The organism is Pseudomonas sp. AC255 (assembly GCF_979258175.1).
Map to the genome: position 1 here is coordinate 3,154,456 of NZ_OZ409841.1, position 19,134 is coordinate 3,173,589.

The 19,134-nt window shown below is 62.0% G+C and carries 8 protein-coding genes; 6 read left to right on the forward strand and 2 right to left on the reverse strand.

Features of this window, described 5'->3' with window-relative positions; genetic code table 11:
• The first annotated feature begins 56 nt into the window (after positions 1 to 56).
• The 6 genes from pvdM to ACZZ0K_RS14435 all read left to right on the forward strand — a co-directional run bounded on the left by pvdM (position 57) and on the right by ACZZ0K_RS14435 (position 10,390).
• Positions 57 to 1,421 carry a pyoverdine-tailoring dipeptidase-like protein PvdM gene (gene pvdM, locus ACZZ0K_RS14410; RefSeq protein ID WP_041478506.1) on the forward strand — a complete coding sequence of 455 codons (1,365 nt, stop codon included), beginning with the start codon at positions 57 to 59 and terminating at the stop codon, positions 1,419 to 1,421.
• Positions 1,418 to 2,704: a pyoverdine-tailoring periplasmic protein PvdN gene (pvdN, locus tag ACZZ0K_RS14415; protein ID WP_258707872.1), complete on the forward strand. Its 1,287-nt coding sequence runs from the start codon at positions 1,418 to 1,420 to the stop codon at positions 2,702 to 2,704. Before pvdM ends, pvdN begins: the two co-directional genes overlap by 4 nt.
• A gap of 36 nt (positions 2,705 to 2,740) precedes the next feature.
• Positions 2,741 to 3,628 carry a dihydropyoverdine dehydrogenase gene (gene pvdO, locus ACZZ0K_RS14420; protein ID WP_258707871.1) on the forward strand — a complete coding sequence of 296 codons (888 nt, stop codon included), beginning with the start codon at positions 2,741 to 2,743 and terminating at the stop codon, positions 3,626 to 3,628.
• Between the two features lie 109 nt (positions 3,629 to 3,737).
• Positions 3,738 to 5,387 carry a cyclic peptide export ABC transporter gene (locus ACZZ0K_RS14425; RefSeq protein WP_258707870.1) on the forward strand — a complete coding sequence of 550 codons (1,650 nt, stop codon included), beginning with the start codon at positions 3,738 to 3,740 and terminating at the stop codon, positions 5,385 to 5,387.
• A 114-nt stretch (positions 5,388 to 5,501) separates the two neighbouring features.
• Entirely contained in the window at positions 5,502 to 7,985 is a 2,484-nt protein-coding gene (locus ACZZ0K_RS14430; protein WP_258707869.1) for a TonB-dependent siderophore receptor, read from the forward strand.
• Positions 7,986 to 8,870: 885 nt separating this feature from the next.
• A protein-coding gene (locus ACZZ0K_RS14435) for an IS3 family transposase (RefSeq protein ID WP_374046330.1) occupies positions 8,871 to 10,390 on the forward strand; the annotation gives its coding sequence in 2 pieces (ribosomal slippage) (positions 8,871 to 9,336 and positions 9,336 to 10,390; 1,521 coding nt in all).
• 112 nt (positions 10,391 to 10,502) lie between these two features.
• On the opposite strand, the gene ACZZ0K_RS14440 is transcribed toward ACZZ0K_RS14435, so the two are convergent.
• Complete coding sequence (locus ACZZ0K_RS14440) at positions 10,503 to 11,465, reverse strand: alpha/beta hydrolase (RefSeq protein WP_258707868.1); 963 nt, start codon at positions 11,463 to 11,465, stop codon at positions 10,503 to 10,505.
• Positions 11,466 to 11,534: 69 nt separating this feature from the next.
• Complete coding sequence (locus ACZZ0K_RS14445; protein ID WP_463559774.1) at positions 11,535 to 19,127, reverse strand: amino acid adenylation domain-containing protein; 7,593 nt, start codon at positions 19,125 to 19,127, stop codon at positions 11,535 to 11,537.
• Positions 19,128 to 19,134 lie beyond the last annotated feature (7 nt).

Sequence of the window (19,134 nt, forward strand, 5' to 3'; positions counted from 1 at the left end):
CAGATAGCAAAGGCCCCTGCGCCTGTACCTCGACGGCGAACCTGAATGAGATGGCAATGACAAAACCGCGTTGGAAAAAGGCTCTATTCATCGGCCTGCCGCTGGCCCTGGCGATCAGTGCCGGCGCAGGATTTCTGGCCTGGGATTACTGGAACAACCCCGGCTATCCGGTGAAGGTGATGAAACAGGCGACGGAGTTGCAGGATCGCCTGCTGTCGTTCGACAGCCACATCACCGTGCCGCTGAGTTTCGGCAGCCACGACCACGAAGCTGACAAGGATGGCTCGGGCCAGTTCGACCTCATCAAGGCCAATCGCGGACGCCTGTCCGGCGCGGCGCTGACGGTGTTCGGCTGGCCGGAAATGTGGAACGGCCCGAACGCCCCGCACCGTCCCACCGAGGGCTTTGTCGAAGAGGCGCGCAACCAGCAGGAAGTGCGCTACAAGATCATTTCCGGGATCGTCCGCGACTTCCCCAATCAGGCCGGCATCGCCTACACGCCGGATGACTTCCGCCGCCTGCACGGCGAAGGCAAGTTTGCGATTTTCATCAGCATGCTCAACGCCTACCCGCTGGGCAATGATCTGAGAAAGCTCGACCTGTGGGCCGGGCGCGGCATGCGCATGTTCGGTTTCAGTTACATCGGCAACAACAGCTGGGCCGACTCGTCGCGGCCGCTGCCGTTTTTCAATGATTCGCCTGACGCCCTCGATGGTCTGTCGGACATCGGCAAACAAGCGGTGCAGCGCTTGAACGATCTGGGCGTGATCATCGACGTTTCGCAGATGTCGACCAAGGCCCTCGAGCAAGTCGCCGAACTGAGCCGTACACCGCTGGTGGCCTCGCACTCGGCGCCACGGGCGGCGGTGGATATCCCGCGCAACCTCAGCGACAAAGAACTGCAACTGATCAAAAACAGCGGCGGCGTGGTGCAAGTCGTCGCCTTCTCGCAGTACCTGAAACCGCTGACCCAGGGCACGCAGGACAAACTCAATGCGTTGCGTGCGCGCTTCGATCTGCCGCCACTGCCCAATCTGGCCATGGCACTGATGCCGGGCGATCCGATCATCACCGCCTGGTCGGAACAGAAGCTCGGCCAATACGCCAGCGGCCTCTACGCGATCCTCGAAGAAGAACCGAAAGCCACCCTAAAGGACTTCGGCGACGCCATCGATTACACAGTGCGCAAGATCGGTATCGACCACGTCGGCATCGCCTCGGACTTCAACGACGGCGGCGGCATCAAGGGCTGGGAAAACGTCGGCGAGATTCGCAACGTCACCGCCGAACTGCTGCAGCGCGGCTACTCCGAAGCGGACATCGCCAAGCTCTGGGGCGGCAACTTCATGCGCGTTTGGGATCAGGTGCAAAAAGCCGCGAAACCGGCGCTGGCGTCACGCCAGGAGGTGGCCCGGCCATGACCGATCGTCGCACTTTTCTCAAGCAGGCCAGCCTGCTCGCCGCCGCCCTGCCCCTGGGCGCCAGCCTGAGTGCTCCGGCGGCCATCGCTGCCGTGCCGACTGCGTCGCGAGACAAATGGGCGCAGTTGCGTCAGTTGTTCGAGCAGGATCCTCAGGCGATTCACTTCGCCAATTTCCTCGTCACCTCGCACCCCAAACCGGTGCGCGAAGCGATCGAACGCCATCGCGCGGCGCTGGATCTGAATCCGGGTCTGGCGATGGATTGGGATCTGGGCGTCACCGAGAAGCGCGAAGAAAACGTGCGCCACTGGGCAGGCCAGTATCTGCAAGCCAAACCGGCGCAGATCGCCCTGACCGGCAGCACCACCGAAGGCTTGGCGATGATCTACGGCAGCGTACAGGTGCGCGCGGATCAGGAAATTCTTACCACGGTTCACGAACATTATTCGACGCGCAACATTCTCGATTTCCGCAGCCGTCGTGACGGCACGCGCGTACGCAAACTCAAGCTGTTCGAAACCCCGCAGAGCATTTCTCTGGATCAGGTGCTCGACACGATCAATCGCAACATCCGCCCCGAAACCCGTGTGCTGGGCATGACCTGGGTGCATTCGGGCAGCGGCGTGAAGCTGCCGATCAGCGACATCTCGCGGCTGGTCGACGAGCACAACCGCCAGCGCGACGACAAGGATCGGCTGATTTACGTGGTCGATGGTGTGCACGGTTTCGGTGTCGACGACTTGAGTTTTCCGCAGATGAACTGCGACTTTTTCATCGCCGGCACGCACAAGTGGATGTTCGGCCCGCGCGGCACCGGCATCGTCTGCAGCCGCACCGAAGAACTGAAATACGTCAGCCCCAGCGTGCCGACGTTCTCCGAGGCCACAGCCTTCTCGACCATCATGACCCCGGGCGGCTACCACGCCTTTGAGCATCGCTGGGCACTGGACGAAGCCTTCAAGTTACACCTGCAACTGGGCAAGGCCGAGGTGCAGACGCGCATTCATCAGCTCAACAGTTACCTCAAGCAACGCTTGCAGGAGCACCGCAACATCGAGTTGGTGACCCCGCTCGCCTCGCAGTTCTCCGCCGGTTTCACCTTCTTCCGGATCAAGGGCCAGGACAGCGATGAAGTAGCTGCCTGGCTGATGCAGAACCGGGTGATCTGCGACGCGGTCAGCCGCGACGTCGGGCCGGTGATTCGCACCGCGCCGGGCTTGCTCAACAGCGAAGCCGAAGTGGATCGCTTCATGGACATCCTCGGCACCAAGCTGCGTGCCTGACCCTCGACTGCCGTTTTCCTTTCAAAGAGACGACCCATGAAAAAGCCTCACGCGTCACTCCTCTCCAAAGCCCTGCCCGCACTGGCGCTAAGCGCCCTCTGCGCTGCCCTGTTGCCCGGCACCGCGCACGCGGCGACAGCACCCGCTGCGGGCAAAGTGTTCAAGGATTGCAAGGACTGCCCGGAAATGGTCGTGTTGCCGACCGGCAGTTACACCATGGGCACGCCGGACGATGAGGTCGGCCGCCAACCCGACGAAGGCCCGCTGCACACGGTGACGTTCAGCAAACCATTCGCTATCAGCCGCTCGCAGGTGCTGGTGGGCGAATGGGACGCCTATGTGCGCGAAACCGGCAACAAGCCCTACGACTTCGATGACCGCCCCGGCCGCCGCTGCACCGCCGGCAAGCCGGAATTCAAACAGACGCCACGCGACCCGGCCGTGTGCATGAACGTCGCCGAAGCCCAGGGCTACATCGACTGGCTGTCGAAAAAGACCGGCCACGCCTATCGCCTGCAAAGCGAATCGATCCGCGAATACGCCGCCCGGGGCGGCAGCACCGGGCCTTTCCCCTTTCCGTTCGATGAGGGCAAGGATTACCAGATTTCCAGGCACGCCAACACTTACGGCGCGGCCGATGGCTACAACTTCACCTCGCCGGCCGGCACCTTCCCGGCCAATGCGTTTGGCGTGTTCGACGCCCACGGCAACGTCTACGAATGGACCGCCGACTGCTACCACCCGGACTACTCCGGCGTGCCCGCCGACGGTCGCCCATGGACCCAGGAAAACTGCGAACGCCAGGTCATGCGCGGCAATGACTGGGGCGAGGCGCCGATATTCTCGCGCTCGGGCAACCGCAACAGCAGCTGGCCGACCAGCAAGGGCGACTGGCTGGGCTTCCGCGTAGTACGCGACCTCTGATCCCGCCCTCGACGAGCGCAGCCACGTCTGCGCTCGGTTAAAGAAACTCCGCGACCATTCGTTTTCCTTAAGTACCGGCACTCCCTACGCATCGAAGCAGGAATCCTCCATGACCAAGCCTACGCGTGGGGCGATCAACGAATTGTTCGCCCTGCTCAAGCCCTTCCGCCTGATCGTCTCGGCGTCCATCGTGCTCGGCATGCTCGGCGGCCTGAGCGTCACCGTGCTGCTGGCGACCATCAACAACGCCCTGCATTCCGATGACGGCCTGACCCGCACCGTGGTGATGATCTTCGCCGGCCTCTGTGCCCTGGCCCTGCTGACCACGATCCTGTCGGACATCGGCACCAACTACGTCGGCCAGCACATCATCGCCAAACTGCGCAAAGAGCTGGGGGAGAAAGTCCTGTCGGCGCCGATCGACCAGATCGAACGCTATCGCAGCCATCGCCTGATTCCGGTGCTGACCCACGACGTCGACACCATCAGCGACTTCGCCTTCGCCTTCGCGCCCCTGGCGATCTCCATGACCGTGACCCTTGGTTGTCTCGGCTATCTGGCCATGCTGTCGTGGCCGATGTTCCTGATGATGCTGGTGGCCATCGCCATCGGCACCACCATCCAGGCCATCGCCCGGGCCAAAGGCATGCGCGGTTTCTACGCCGCCCGCGATTCCGAAGACGAACTGCAGAAGCACTACAACGCAATTGCCGAAGGCGCCAAGGAACTGCGCATTCACCGCCCGCGCCGCCAGCGCATGTTCGTCGCCGGCATTCAGAAAACCGCCGAGAAAATCTGCGATACCCAGATCAGATCGATCAACACCTTCGTCATCGCCAAGTCGTTTGGCTCGATGCTGTTCTTCGTGGTCATCGGCATGGCCCTGGCCCTGCAATCGCTGTGGCCGAGTGCCGACAAAGCGGTGATGAGCGGTTTCGTTCTGGTGCTGCTGTACATGAAGGGGCCGCTGGAGCACCTGATCAGCACCCTGCCGATCATCAGCCGCGCGCAGATTGCCTTCCGTCGCATTGCCGAACTCAACGAACAGTTCTCCTCACCGGAGCCGCACCTGTTGCTGCAGGATCAGGGCAGCAAGCCAGCCGCCGTCAACAGCCTGGAACTGCGCAACGTGCGCTACGCCTTCCCGCCCGTGGAAGGCAGCGAACCGTTCCGCCTCGGCCCGGTGAACCTGCGCATCGAACAGGGCGACATTGTGTTTATCGTCGGTGAGAACGGCTGCGGCAAGACCACGCTGATCAAATTGCTGCTGGGCCTGTACGCGCCGACCGAGGGCGAAATTCGCGTTAACGACAAGCCGATCACTGCGGTCAATCGCGATGATTACCGGCAGAACTTCACGACGATCTTCGCCGACTACTACCTGTTCGATGATCTGATTCAGGGCGATCGTGAAGTGCCGCAGGATGCCACCCGCTACCTCGAACGTCTGGAGATTGCGCACAAGGTCAGCGTGCGCGACGGCGCGTTCAGCACCACCGACCTGTCCACCGGTCAGCGCAAACGCCTGGCACTGGTCAACGCCTGGCTCGAAGAGCGCCCGGTGCTGGTGTTCGATGAATGGGCGGCGGATCAGGACCCGACCTTCCGGCGGATCTTCTATACCGAGCTGCTGCCCGACCTCAAGCGTCTGGGCAAGACCATCATTGTGATTTCCCACGACGACCGTTACTTCGACGTCGCCGATCAACTGGTGCGCATGGAGGCCGGCAAGGTCAGAAGCGAACTGCAAACCGCTTGATCGAGGCAGCCGCGACCGGGCCGGAGAAAAACTTTTCCGGTTTGCCGCGGCTTCCTCGTCTTAATGAGATGAATAAGAACCATTAACAACTATACCTGCCAAGGTCTTAACCTCATGTCCGCATCCCGTTTCATGCTTCGCCCTCTGACTCGAGCCCTGCTGATGCACGGCGCGACCCGCACACGCCTGGCCGGTAGCGGCCTGGGTCTGGCACTGACCCTCGCGGCAGCGCCGTATGTCCAGGCCCAGGAATGGACCCTGAATATCCCGGCCCAACCGCTGGCCCAGGCCCTGCAAACCCTCGGTCAGCAGACCAGCCTGCAAATCATCTACAGCCCGGAAAGCCTGCAAGGCCTGCGCTCCAGCGCCCTCAACGGCCGCTACCAGGATGACGAGTCACTGAAGGCGATGCTCAGCGGCACCGGCATTCGCTATCAGCGTGACGGCAACACCGTCACCGTGCTCGGCCCGGCCACCAGCGGCAACGCGATGGAACTGGCGCCGACCAACGTCAACGCCAACCGCCTCGGCGCCACCACCGAAGGCAGCAACTCCTACACCACCGGCGGCGTGACCATCGGCAAAGGCGTGCACTCGCTCAAGGAAACGCCGCAGTCGGTCACGGTGATGACCCGCAAGATGCTCGACGACCAGAACCTCAACACCATTGAACAGGTGATGGAGAAGACACCGGGCATCACCGTCTACGACTCGCCAATGGGCGGCAAGTATTTCTACTCGCGCGGTTTCCGCATGACCGGCCAGTACCAGTACGACGGCGTACCGCTGGACATCGGCAGCAGCTACGTGCAGGCGGACAGCTTCAACAGCGACATGGCCATCTATGACCGCGTGGAAATCCTCCGCGGCGCGGCCGGCATGATGAAGGGCGCGGGCGGCACCGCCGGCGGCGTCAACTTCGTGCGCAAGCGCGGCCAGGACACCCCGCACACACAGCTGTCGCTGTCGGCCGGCACCTGGGACAACTACCGCGGCCAGGTCGACACCGGCGGCCCGCTGAACGACGCCGGCACCGTGCGTGGCCGCGCCGTGGTGACGCAGCAGACCCGTAAGTATTTCTACGACGTGGCTGAACGCCGCGACCAGATTTACTACGGCGCCCTGGACTTCGACCTCAGCCCCGACACCACCCTAGGTCTGGGCATGGCCTATGAAGACGTCGACGCCACCCCGTGCTGGGGCGGCCTGCCGCGCTACGCCGACGGCTCCGACCTGCACCTGAAACGCTCCACCTGCCTGAACACCTCGTGGAACAACCAGCGCAGCAAACGCGCCACCTACTTCGCCGACGTCAAACACCAGTTCAACGATGACTGGTCGCTAAAAGTCGCCGGCGTGTACTCGCGCAACACTCAGGAAATGGAATATTCCTTCCCGAGCGGCACAGTGCCCTTGGGCGCGACCGCCACCAACACGCTGATGCTCGGCAGTACCTATGATTACGATCAGCGCGACTACGGTTTCGATGCTTACGTCGACGGCAAATTCGACGCCTTCGGCCAGCAGCACGAACTGATCGTCGGTGCCAACGCCAGCCGTTCGCACAAGGACGACTTCTACGCGGTGGCGGCATTGCCACAGCGCCAGAACGTGTTCAACCCGAACCACAACATCCCGCAGCCGGATGAAAGCTACTACCTGGCCAACGCCTCCCGTGGCGGCCCGGTGGACATGCACATCAAGCAATACGGCGCCTACTCGATCGCCCGCCTGAAACTCGCCGACCCGATGACGCTCGTGCTCGGCAGCCGAGTCAGCTGGTACAAATCCGATACCGATTCGGTGCAGTACTTCCGTGGCGAGGGCACCGAGGTCAACACCCAATCCACCGAAACCGGCCAGGTCACGCCGTTCGCCGGCCTGCTCTACGACCTCAACGACAACCTGACCGCCTACGCCAGCTACACCGACATCTTCACCCCGCAAGGCTCGTACAAAACCATCGACGGCAGCACGCTCAAGCCGCTGATTGGCCAGAGCTACGAGCTGGGGATCAAGGGTGAGTGGTACGACGGTCGTCTGAACACCACGTTCAACCTGTTCCGCACCATCCAGAAAGATGCGGCCCAGGATGACCTGCGGTGCGAAGACAGTTCGTGCCAGATCAACTCGGGCAAGGTCCGCGCCCAGGGCTTTGAAGCTGAAGTCAGCGGTGAAGTGATCGACCGCCTGCAACTGTTGGCCGGTTATACCTACACCCAGACCAAAGTGCTGGAAGACGCCGACGCCACTCAGGATGGCGCGGTCTACAACTCCTACGTGCCGCGTCACCTGTTGCGCGTCTGGGGTGATTACGCCCTGAGCGGACCGCTGGACCGTGTGACGATTGGTGCGGGGGTCAATGCGCAGACGGGCACCTACCGGGTTTCGCCTCTGGGCGGGGACAATGTCGATGGCGCGGGTTATGCGGTCTGGAACGGTCGCATTGGTTATCGGATTGATGACACCTGGTCGGTGGCGTTGAACGGCAACAACCTGTTCGACAAGCGTTATTACGCGACTATTGGTACCGAGGGGTTCGGTAACTTCTATGGGGATCCGCGCAATTTTGTGATGTCGGTGAAGGCTGATTTCTGATTTTTTGATTTGAGCTGTGAGAGAGCCCCGCATTGTGAGATGCGGGGCTTTTTGGTTTTTGGGATTGGGGATTGGGGGGCATATCCGTTGCTGCGGTGAAGGCTACTTAGGGTTCCGCCCTTACGGCGGGTCACTTTTTCCAAACGCCGAAAAAGTAACCAAAAAGGCTTTGCCCCGGCGTACGGCCCGCTCGCTGGGGCTCGGGGTACCTTCGTTACGGGACCGATCCGGGCGCAGCGGCTCCGGTTGGCTTCGCTGCACCTACACTCGCTGTGTACGACTGCGTCGTACGGTCGCTGCGCTCCCACCCCCGGATCGATCCCGTAACGAAGCCTGCCGAAGGGGCAAAAGATCAAGAGCCAGAGCAAAAGCCCCTCACCCTAGCCCTCTCCCCGAGGGAGAGGGGACTGACCGAGGTGTTCAGGCGAAATACGCCGACTTGCGATATCGAGTCGAATGCAGATTCTGGAAAGCCCGCAAATCGGCTCCCTCTCCCTCGGGAGAGGGCTGGGGTGAGGGGCGAATCCAACACAGATCCAAAGCAGACCACACGCTTTTCACCACTCAACAATGAGCGTTAGCTCGAGTGCTTTTGATCTTGCTTTTGATCCACCGGCGACGTCGGAAGGCTGAGTGGAGGGATTGATCCGGGCGTGGGAGCGCAGCGACCGTACGACGCAGTCGTACACAGCGAGTGTAGGTGCAGCGAAGCAAACCGGAGCCGCTGCGCCCGGATCGATCCCGCAGCGAAGGAACCCGAGCCTGCGAGGGCCGAACGCAGGAGCTAGCGTTTTTTGCTTACTTTTTTGGCGCTTCCCCCGTGTCAGCCTACCTGTCACCTCTGTTGATTGACTCAACCATTCATGGGGGCGAAGGTGTCTAGCAATGCCGAAGCGTTATGACGATGACTTCAGAGACTGGGCTGTTCTTCAAATGATGCCGCCCTTAAACCGTTCCGTAGCAGAGCTCGCCGTTGCAATCGGCGTCACCCCACAGTCACTGCGAAACTGGAGGCAAATGGCTAGAGATAAAGGATTGATTGTTCCTGGGAATAATAAAACCAGCAATCAGTGGTCCAGCGCCGACAAATTCAACGCCGTTCTGGAAACCGCGCCGTTGAGCGAGGTAGAGCTTTCACAATATTGCCGAATCAAGGGCATTTATCCTGAGCAGATTCAGCAATGGCGCCAAGCTTGCCAGAATGCCAACACTGCGATGGAGCCTCAGCCCAACAAAAAACCGACCACCGAGCAAATACGGATAAAGGAGCTGGAGCGACAACTGCTTCGATCCGATGCTGATTGCAAGGAGGCGGTCGCTTTACTGGAACTCAGAAAAAAAGCCAATGCGATCTGGGGCAAGGACAAGGAAGGCTGATCAGCGCCCCTGATCGTGTGCAGGCTTTGGGCCTGATCGCTGAGGCAGTGGCAAGTGGTGCACGTCGGTTTCGTGCATGCAAAGAGATCGGGCTGTGTTTGCGGACGGTTCAGCGTTGGCGACACTGCGAAGCCGACAAGCGCCAGATCATCAAGCGCGAAGCACCGTCCAACAAACTCAGCGTCGCAGAGCGTCAGGCTGTTTTGGATGCTGCTAATCAACCTGGCTACGCGAGTCTGACACCGCACCAGATTGTCCCGAAGTTAGCTGACGAAGGTATCTATCTGGCATCGGAATCAACATTCTATCGGGTGCTGAAAGAGGCAAATCAGAATAGCCGTCGAGGCCGAGCCAAAGCTCCGAAGCGCCGAGCTTTGACCACACATTGTGCTGATGCCCCAAATCGAGTTTGGTGTTGGGATATCACGTGGTTACCCACCACCGTTAAAGGTCGCTTTTACTACTGGTACATGGTCAAAGACATCTATAGCCGCAAATTAGTGACCAACGAAGTACACGAATCCGAACGCGCAGAACATGCATGCGTACTGCTTGAAAAAGGATGCTTACGAGAGCGTACGGCGGGTCGTCCGCTGGTACTGCACTCGGACAACGGTCACGTAATGAGAGGCTCGCTTCTTCGAGAAAGCATGATTGCATTGGGCGTCGAACCGTCGTTCAGCCGACCCCGAGTAAGCAATGACAACGCCTATGCCGAAGCGCTTTTTCGTACGGCTAAGTATTGCCCGCTGTGGCCCGAGCGGCCCTTCGACAACCTCACGGAAGCACGACTCTGGGTGCAGAAATTCGTTGAGTGGTACAACGACGAGCATCGTCATAGCGCCTTGAAATACGTGACGCCCAATGAGCGTCACGAAGGCAAGGCACCTGCGTTACTGCAGGCACGGGAGAATCTTTACAAGGCAGCCAAAGCAACTAACCCCAGCCGTTGGAGCGGCGAAGTACGTAATTGGAAACTCGCAAACGCTGTTTACCTGAATCCAGAGCGCCCTGAAACAAGGGCGTAATAGACTCCTAAAACAGCCGTGAAGCGACAGATACGTTGACACGCACCGGCTTGTAAAAAGTAAGTCGCCGTAAGGGCGAAACCGCCAGCAGCAACACCAAAAAAACGGATATTCACCCCATCCAAAAAACCCGCGCAAGCGCCCCACCAACCCGCGAATAAACCTCCAGACCCCCAGGCACCACCGCCCCCAACCGCAACAAATCATGAGTCAACCCGGCACAAACCTCGACCTCGACCTCAACCCCCTGCCCACGCAGCCTGTCGACATAAGCCTGCCCCTCATCCAGCAACGGATCAAACCCGGCCAATACGACAATGGCCGGCGCCACCCCACGCAAATCCTCCGCCAGCAACGGCGAAAAACGCCAATCCAGATAATCCTCCGGCCCTCGCGCATAGTGCTGATAAAACCACTCCAGCGTGTCGTTCTCGAGCAGGTACCCCTCGCCAAACAACAGCCGCGAATCATGCACCCGCGAAGCATCGGTCACCGGATAACACAACAACTGCGCCTTGGGCGCGATAGCCACCGTGTGCGGCTGCACCACTGCCTGAATCGCCAGCACCGTCGCCAACGTGGCGCCCGCGCTGTCGCCACCAAACGCAACGCGCGAACCATCCAGGCCGAGGCTCACAGCCTGTTCGGCCAGCCAGGCCAAAGCGTCCTCGCCATCCTCCAGCGCTGTCGGAAAGCGATGCTCCGGCGCCAGTCGATAACCGACCGAGAGCACCGCACACGGCGTGCGCTGACAAAACTCGCGGCAGACGCCGTCGTGGGAATCCAGACTGCCAACGACAAATCCGCCACCGTGGAAATACACCAGCACCGGCAGCGGCGATTCAACACCGCTGGGCCGATACAAACGTAACGCCAGCGCCGCACCGTCACGGGCATGTGTTTCGATCTCGGTGACTTCAAGATCCTGCGGCGCCGGCCAGCGCAGTTGCGCGGTGGTCTGCTCGAAGGTGGCGCGGGCCTCGCTCGGGGTCAGTTGGTGCATGGCCGGCAGGCCGGCGTCCTGGCTGTCTTGAGCGAGGTCGAGGAAAGCTTCCAGATCAGGGTGTAACGACATCGATAAAAATCCTTGTATCCGCAATAAGACGGGCGCGCCTGCGCAGCGCCCGCGCAAAAGACCGGGCGATCAACCCACCCGCGCCATGCAATGTTCGATCAACGCTTCAAGCTCGCGCTGGTAATCGCTCATCAGCGCATCCATGGTGCCGGCGCGGTAACGCTGGCTGCTGTAGATGCAGCGCAAGGCCAGTTGCCCGTCATAGACCTGGCCGACAATTTCCAGCCAGTTGCCCAGGTTCGCCTTGAGGCTGTAGTTGTCGCCGGTCTCTTCCAGTGCCGGCACCAGCAACGCCTGTTCATCGAAGCTCTGGTCGAACTGCCCGAGGTAGTTGAAGGTCACCCGTGCCTGCGGCAATGCAGCCAGTTGCGCCGAGATTTCCGGCCCGGCCAGATGACGCAGCACGCCATAGCCGATGCCTTTCTGCGGTACGCCCGCCAGTTGCGCCTGCACATCGATGATCGACTGGCCGATGTCATCGCTGTCCGGGCGCAAACGTACCGCGAACATGCTGGTGAACCAGCCGAGGCTGCGGCTCAGGTCGATCGATTCGAAGAGGTCTTCGCGACCGTGACCTTCAAGCAGAATCAGCGCCGACGGTTGCTGACTCCAGCGGCACAGGGCGCGGCTGAGCCCCGACAGAAGCAAGTCGTTGATCTGCGTGCCGTACACCGCCGGGACCTGTTTGAGCAGTTGTTCGGTGTGCTCGCGGGACAGCTTGAGCCGCGCCTGCGCCTGTTGCCGCACGAGGTTCTTGCCGCGCGGGTTGTCGCACGGCAGATCAACGCCGGGCTGATCCAGTTGCTCCAGCCAATAGCTCAATTCCTGCTCGGCAATCACCGGCGCCTGCGCCTGCAACGCCTCGGCAAACGAACGATAGCTGCTGGTGCGAATCGGCAGTTGCGGCGCCAGCCCCTGCACGCACGCCTCATAAGCGACTTTCAGATCGTCGAGCAGAATCCGCCACGACACGGTGTCGACCACCAGGTGATGAATCACCACCAGCAACCGCGCCTGACCATCCGGCAACGCCACATGCATGACCCGCCAGACCGGCCCGTCATTGAGTTTGAGACTGCGCTGCGCGAGGTTGGCCAAGGCTTCGACCTCTTCGCTGCTTTGCGCTTCACGGCGCCACAGCACAGCCTCGTCGGACACGCTGCTGCTATAGCGCTGCAACCAGCGCCCGCCGTCGTTGGAAAAACGCAGGCGCAACGAATCGTGATGTTGTTCGATCAAGCCCAGCGCCTGTTCCAGTGCATCGAGATCCAGCGGCTGGCGTGCACTGAGCAGCAACGACTGGTTGTAGTGATGCGCCTCGGCCATGCCTTCGGCGAAGAACCACTCCTGGATCGGCAGCAAATTGAACGCGCCCTCTGCGGCAACCTGAGTCAGGTCCGGCAGCGCTTGCCCGGCGCCCTCCTTCGCCACCTGCTGCTCGACGATGCCGGCGATGGTTTGATAGCGCATCAGATCACGCAGCTTCAGCTCCATCTGCAGGGTCGGGTGGTTTCTTACCCGCGAGATCACTTGCAGGCTGAGGATCGAATCGCCGCCCAGTTCAAAGAAGTTATCGCTGATACCGACCTGCTCGACCTGCAACACCTGCGCCCAGATTTCCGCCAGCAGGCGTTCCTGCTCGGTGCGCGGGGCAACATATTCGTCGCTTTTGAACTCCGGCTCCGGCAAGGCCTTGCGATCGAGCTTGCCGTTGGGCGTGACCGGGAACGCGCTGAGGCAGACGATCTGCGCCGGCACCATGTATTCCGGCAGCGAAGCGCGCAGCCCGGCCTTGAGTTCATCGCCGATGTCTTCACCGCTGGCGGTGACCACGTAGCCGATCAGTTGCTTGCCGGAGGCATTGTCGCGGGCAATCACCAGCGCATCGCTGACCGCCGGCAACTGACGCAGGCTGGCCTCGACTTCGCCTAGCTCGATGCGGAAGCCACGGACCTTGACCTGATGGTCGATGCGCCCGACGTAATCGACCACCCCGTCCGGGCGACGACGCACCAGATCGCCGCTGCGGTACAGGCGCTCGCCAGGGGCAAACGGGTTGGGCACGAAGCGCTCGCCGGTCAGATCGGGGCGGCCGTAGTAACCGCGAGCGACGCCGTAACCGCCGATGTACAACTCACCGGCGAAACCCGGCGGCAGCGGATTCAGATCGTCGTCGAGCACGTACAGCGAACGCGCACCGACCGCGCGGCCGATCGGCGCGTATGCCGCTTCGCACTGCTGGCTGATGGCGACTTTCCAGAGCATCGGCGTGACCACGGTTTCGGTCGGGCCGTAGCCGTTGGTGAAGAACTGCGGACGCAACGCCGCTTTCACCTGTTCGAAAGTCTGTTCCGGCACCGCGTCGCCACCGAAGCAGTAGATGCGTACCGGTGGCGGCGCGATGCCGCTGGCGGCCGCGTACTCGGCCAGTTGCTTGAGATAGGCCGGTGGGAAGCAGGCGATGGTCACGCCGTAATCGTGCAGGGCCTGATAGGTCTGCTCCGGCGTCCACAGGCATCCGTCACGGATCACCAGACGACCGCCGCTGTACAGCGTACTCAGCCAGCGTTCGTGAGCGCCGTCGAAAGCGAAGGACATGAAGTGCAACTCGCAACTGCTCGCGTCCATTTCGTACAGCTCAGCGATGGCCTGGCAGTGCATGCTCAGCGGTCCCTGGGTGACGGCCACGCCTTTCGGCCGTCCGGTGGAGCCGGAGGTGTAAACCAGATACGCCAGGCTCTGCTCGTGAACATCGCAGACCGGTGCGGCATCGCTGTAAAGACTGCGATCGAGTTGATCGATTTCCAGACGCAACACGCCATGCGGCGCCGGTAACGTCGCCCGCAGGCTGGTTTGCGTCAGCAGCAGGGCCATGCGCGAATCTTCGATCATGTACGCCAGACGCTCGGGCGGGTAATCGATGTCCAGCGGTACGTACGCCGCACCGCTCTTGAGCACGGCGAGGAAACTCACCAGCATTTCCAGCGAGCGCGGCAACGCCACGCCGATCACCACTTCCGGCCCGGCGCCGTGGGCGATCAGGCACTGCGCGAGTCGATTGGCCTGCCGCTCCAGTTCGGCGTAGGTCAGGCTCTCGTCGGCGCATTGCACCGCGATCGCATTCGGTTGCTGTTGCGCATGACGACTGATCAGCTCCGGCAGCAACTGCGGCGCGTGGCGGTGGGAAGGCTCGGCGCTCCAGGTCTGCGCCGCTTGCCATTGCTCGGCGGACAGACGCTGCAAGTTACCCAGCCGCTCATACGGAGCGGCCATCATCGCCGCGAGGGTGTTTTCCAGGGTCAGGCGAATGCCTTGCACCGCCTCGGCGCTGAAGTGGCTGCGCAGGTAGAGGTACTCGATCGACAATTCATCGCCGAGCATCACCGCAAGGTCCATCGGCACGTTGGTCACGCCGTGGCCGATGGATTTGCCGAAGGTCAGCGCGGTGTCGGTTTCTTCCTGCAAGCGCTCGTCGATCGGGAAGTTCTCGAACACCACGATGCTGTCGAACAGCGCCTGACCACCGAGGTTCGACCAGCGCTGCACATCGGCCAGCGGTGCCTGGGAGTAATCGCGAATGTCGAGGTTGTAGGCCTGCACTTCGCCCAGCCAGTCGGCCAGGCGCTGATCGGCCTGCGGCGTCTGAATGATCGGCAAGGTGTTGATGAACAGGCCGAGCATGTTGCCGACGTTCGGCAGACTTTCCGGACGCCCCGATACGGTGGCGCCGAAGGTCACCGTCTGCTGGCCGGTGTAGCGTTGCAACAGCAGCAGCCACGCGCCCTGAATCAGCGTGTTGGGGGTGATGCGCAGGTCGCGGCAGAACTCCAGCAGGCGCGCGGTTTGCGCTTTGTCCCAATTTGAATAGAGCGCATCGTGACCGGTAACGTCGGCACTGTGGCGCGGGTGCATCGCCTGACTCAGCGCGGTCGGTTCGTTGACCACCGCCAGACGCGCCTTCCAGAACAGCTCTTGGGCATCCTGATCCTGCGCCTGCAACCAGGCAATAAAGTCGCGATAGCGGCCGTTCTCGCCAGTCACCTGGCCCGTGGCGTAGTACTGCAAGACCTCGCCGAACAACCGCGAACTGCTCCAGCCGTCCATCAGGATGTGGTGGCTGGTCCAGATCATCTGGTACTGCTCGTCGCCCAGCTGCAGCAGGGTCACCCGTTGCAAACGCGCCTCGGACAAGTCGAAGCCCAGCGCGCGGTCGGCGCTGGCGAATTCGGCAATCGCCGCCTCGCTGCAGTCCTGCCCACGCCAATCGAGCACCTGCATCTGCAACGGCGCCTGGCGATGCACTACCTGCAGCGGCTTGGCCAGCCCATCCTGCCAATGGAAACTGGTGCGCAGGATCGCCTGACGGACAATGATGAATTCCCAGGCCTGGCGGAAACGCTCCACGTCGAGGCCCTTGATCGGCAGGCTGACCTGTTGCACATAGAGGCTGCTGCCGTTATCCGACAGCGTGTGGAAGAGCATGCCTTCCTGCATCGGCGACAGCGGATAGACGTCTTCGATCAGTTCCGCCGGCACCGGCAAGGCATCGAGTTGCGCCTGATCCAGTTGCGCCAACGGGTAGTCGCTGGCGCTGGCGGATTGCGCGTCTTCAAGCGAAACCACTGCGGCCAGTTTCTGCACCGTCTGCTGCTGGAACAGGTCTTTGGGCGTGAAGCAAATGCCCTGCTGCCGCGCGCGGCTGACCAGTTGAATCGAGATGATCGAATCACCGCCGAGGGCGAAGAAGTTGTCGGTCACGCCGACCTGCTCGATCTTCAGAATGTCCTGCCAGACCGCGGCCAATTGCTGCTCCAGCGGCGTCGAAGGCGCGACGTAATCGCGTTGCGCCTGACTGGCGTCCGGTGCCGGCAGAGCCTTGCGATCAAGTTTGCCGTTGGGTGTCAGCGGCAACTGTTCAAGGAACAGCCACTGCGCCGGCACCATGTAGTCCGGCAGATGCGCCTTCAGCGCGGCTTGCAGCGCAGTGCTCAGCGCGTCCAGTTGCGCAAGACTCTGATCAGCCTCGGCCGGCACCACATAAGCGACCAGTTGCTGGCCGCCAACGCCGTCCACCGCCAGCACCACGCCTTCGCGCACGCTGGCCTGGGCCAGCAGACGCGCTTCGATTTCCCCCAGTTCGATACGGAAGCCGCGCACCTTGACCTGATGGTCGATGCGGCCGACGTATTCGATACGGCCGTCATCCAGCCAGCGCGTCAGGTCGCCTGTGCGGTACATACGCTCGCCGTTGCTCGCCAACGGGTTGGGCACGAAACGCTCGGCGGTCAGGCCCGGGCGCAACAGATAGCCACGGGTGATGCCCTCACCGGCCAGATACAGCTCCGCTGCGATGCCGAGCGGTGCTGCCTGCAATTGCCCGTCGAGCAGGTACGCGGTGGTGTTGCGCAGTGGCCGGCCGATATTGGCCTGGCCGCCGAGTTCGCGACGGGTCCAGGTCGAATACGTGGTGTCTTCGGACGGCCCGTACAGATCGTAAACGTGGGCAACCGAAGTCTCGCGGTACAAGGTGTCGACCAGCGCCTGCTTGAGCGGCTCGCCGGCCAGATTGATGATGCGCACGCCCGGCAGGATCTGACCGATGCGTTGTAGCGCGGCAATCGCCGATGGCACGGTGTTGATCAGGCGCACCTGATCACGCTCGGGCAAGTCCGCCAGCTCCAGGGCATTGCGCGCCATGACCATGGACCCGCCGCGCGCCAGGGTGACGAAAATCTCCCACACCGACAGGTCGAAGCACACCGACGTCGAGGCCAGCACGCCTTGCAGATCGTCCTCGCTGTAGACCTCGGCGGACCAATGAATCAGCGCCTGCACGTTGCGATGGGCGATGGCCACGCCTTTCGGTTTGCCGGTGGAACCGGAGGTGTAGATCACGTAGGCCAGATTGGCCGAATCGGCGCGCGCCGGCAGGTTGTCAGGTGCCTGCGCGGCGAACGCCTCGCCGCCGGCCTCGACCAGCACCACGTGTGCTTCGCTGGATGGCAGTTGCGCCAGCAACGCTTGCTGGGTCAGCAGAACTTTCGCCTGGCTGTCGTCGAGCATGTAGGCCACGCGGTCGGCCGGGTAGTCCGGGTCCAGCGGCACGTAGGTGCCGCCGGCCTTGAGCACCGCCATCAGGGCGATCACCAGTTCCGCCGAACGCGGCAGCGCCACGCCGACGCGCACTTCGGCGGTGACACCCAGCGTCACCAAATGCCGCGCCAGCTGATTCGCCCGCAGGTTCAGTTCGCCATAGCTCAGGGCCACGCCGGCATGACTCAACGCCAGTGCCTGCGGATGTGCTGCGACCCTTGCTTCAAAGCTCTGCGAGATCAGCCGCTCGGCCGGATAAGCGGCGTGATTGTCGTTCCACTGCGCCAGCGTCTGACGCTCGGCCAGCGGCAGCAGACCGATCTCGCCGAGTGCACGCTGCGGCGCTGCGATAAATTGCTCGAGCACTTCACGCAAATGCGCCGCCAGACCAAGCACGCTGCGCTCGGCGAAGTGCTCGGTGAGGTAGTTGAAATCGAGGTTGAGCACTTCGCTGGCGCCAGCGATCAGGGTCAGGCCGTAGTTGGTCTGCTCGCGATGCTCCAGACCGGAAAAACGCAGCCCGCCCGGATTGCCCTCCAGCGCTTCGGATACCGGGTAGTTCTCGAACACCAGCAAAGTGTCGAACAACGCTTCGCCACTCAATGCGGCCAGACGTTGAATGTCCTGCAACGGCGTCTGTTCGTAATCGCGCAACAGCAGGTTCTTGTCCTGCACGCTGCGCACCCAGTCGCCGACGCTGAGGGTGGCCTGCGGGCTGGCGATCACCGGCAAGGTGTTGATGAATAGCCCCAGCTGTTCTTCGATGCCCGGCAAATCCACCGGCCGCCCGGATACCGTGGCGCCAAACGCCACGGTGGCCTGCCCGGTGTAGCGCTGCAACACCAGCAGCCACGCTGCCTGCACCAGGCTGTTGAGGGTCACCTGTTGCTGACGGGAGAAGCTGTTCAGACGCTGGGTCAACGCTTCATCGAAATGCAGCCGATGCATCTGTTTGCCCGGCCCCGGCACGGTGCGTCCGTGGCAGGCCGAGGCCAGTCGGGTCGGCTCGTCGAGTTCGGCCAGTTGCCCGCGCCAGAATTCCTGCGCGGCCGCCTTGTCCTGGCCCTGCAGCCAGACCAGAAAATCGCGATAGCGGCCCTGCGCGCTCGGCACCGGCTGGCCGGCGTAATCCTGCAGCACTTCGCCGAACATCCGCGAGTTGCTCCAGCCATCCATGAGAATGTGGTGACAGGTGAAAATCAGCCGATGGCGATCGTCAGCAGTGCGCAGCAGGCACAGGCGCAACAACGGTGGATTCTGCAGATCGAAGCCGCGTTCGCGGTCGGCCTGCGCCCGCGCCTCAAGCACCGCCGGCAGATCAGCGGCATCGCGTACATCAACTTCCGGCATTTCCAGGGTCAGTTGGCGATTGATCACCTGCAACGGCGCATCGAGGCCATCGCGGCCCCAGATGAAACCGGCGCGCAGCACTTCATGGCGATCGACCACCCGTTGCCAGGCTTGCTGGAACCGCGCGACGTCGAGGCCGTCGATGTCCAGCAGCATCTGATAGACGTAGGAGCTGGCATCCGCGTCGTACAGGCTGTGGAACAGAATGCCCTGCTGCATCGGCGCC

What these genes read in the sequence shown, in the direction of transcription:
- ACZZ0K_RS14430 (WP_258707869.1), top strand. Translation starts at nt 5,502, where the DNA reads ATGTCCGCATCCCGTTTCATGCTTCGCCCTCTGACTCGAGCCCTGCTG.
- pvdO (WP_258707871.1), top strand. Translation starts at nt 2,741, where the DNA reads ATGAAAAAGCCTCACGCGTCACTCCTCTCCAAAGCCCTGCCCGCACTG.
- ACZZ0K_RS14445 (WP_463559774.1), bottom strand. Translation starts at nt 19,127, where the DNA reads ATGCAGCAGGGCATTCTGTTCCACAGCCTGTACGACGCGGATGCCAGC.
- pvdM (WP_041478506.1), top strand. Translation starts at nt 57, where the DNA reads ATGACAAAACCGCGTTGGAAAAAGGCTCTATTCATCGGCCTGCCGCTG.
- pvdN (WP_258707872.1), top strand. Translation starts at nt 1,418, where the DNA reads ATGACCGATCGTCGCACTTTTCTCAAGCAGGCCAGCCTGCTCGCCGCC.
- ACZZ0K_RS14425 (WP_258707870.1), top strand. Translation starts at nt 3,738, where the DNA reads ATGACCAAGCCTACGCGTGGGGCGATCAACGAATTGTTCGCCCTGCTC.
- ACZZ0K_RS14440 (WP_258707868.1), bottom strand. Translation starts at nt 11,465, where the DNA reads ATGTCGTTACACCCTGATCTGGAAGCTTTCCTCGACCTCGCTCAAGAC.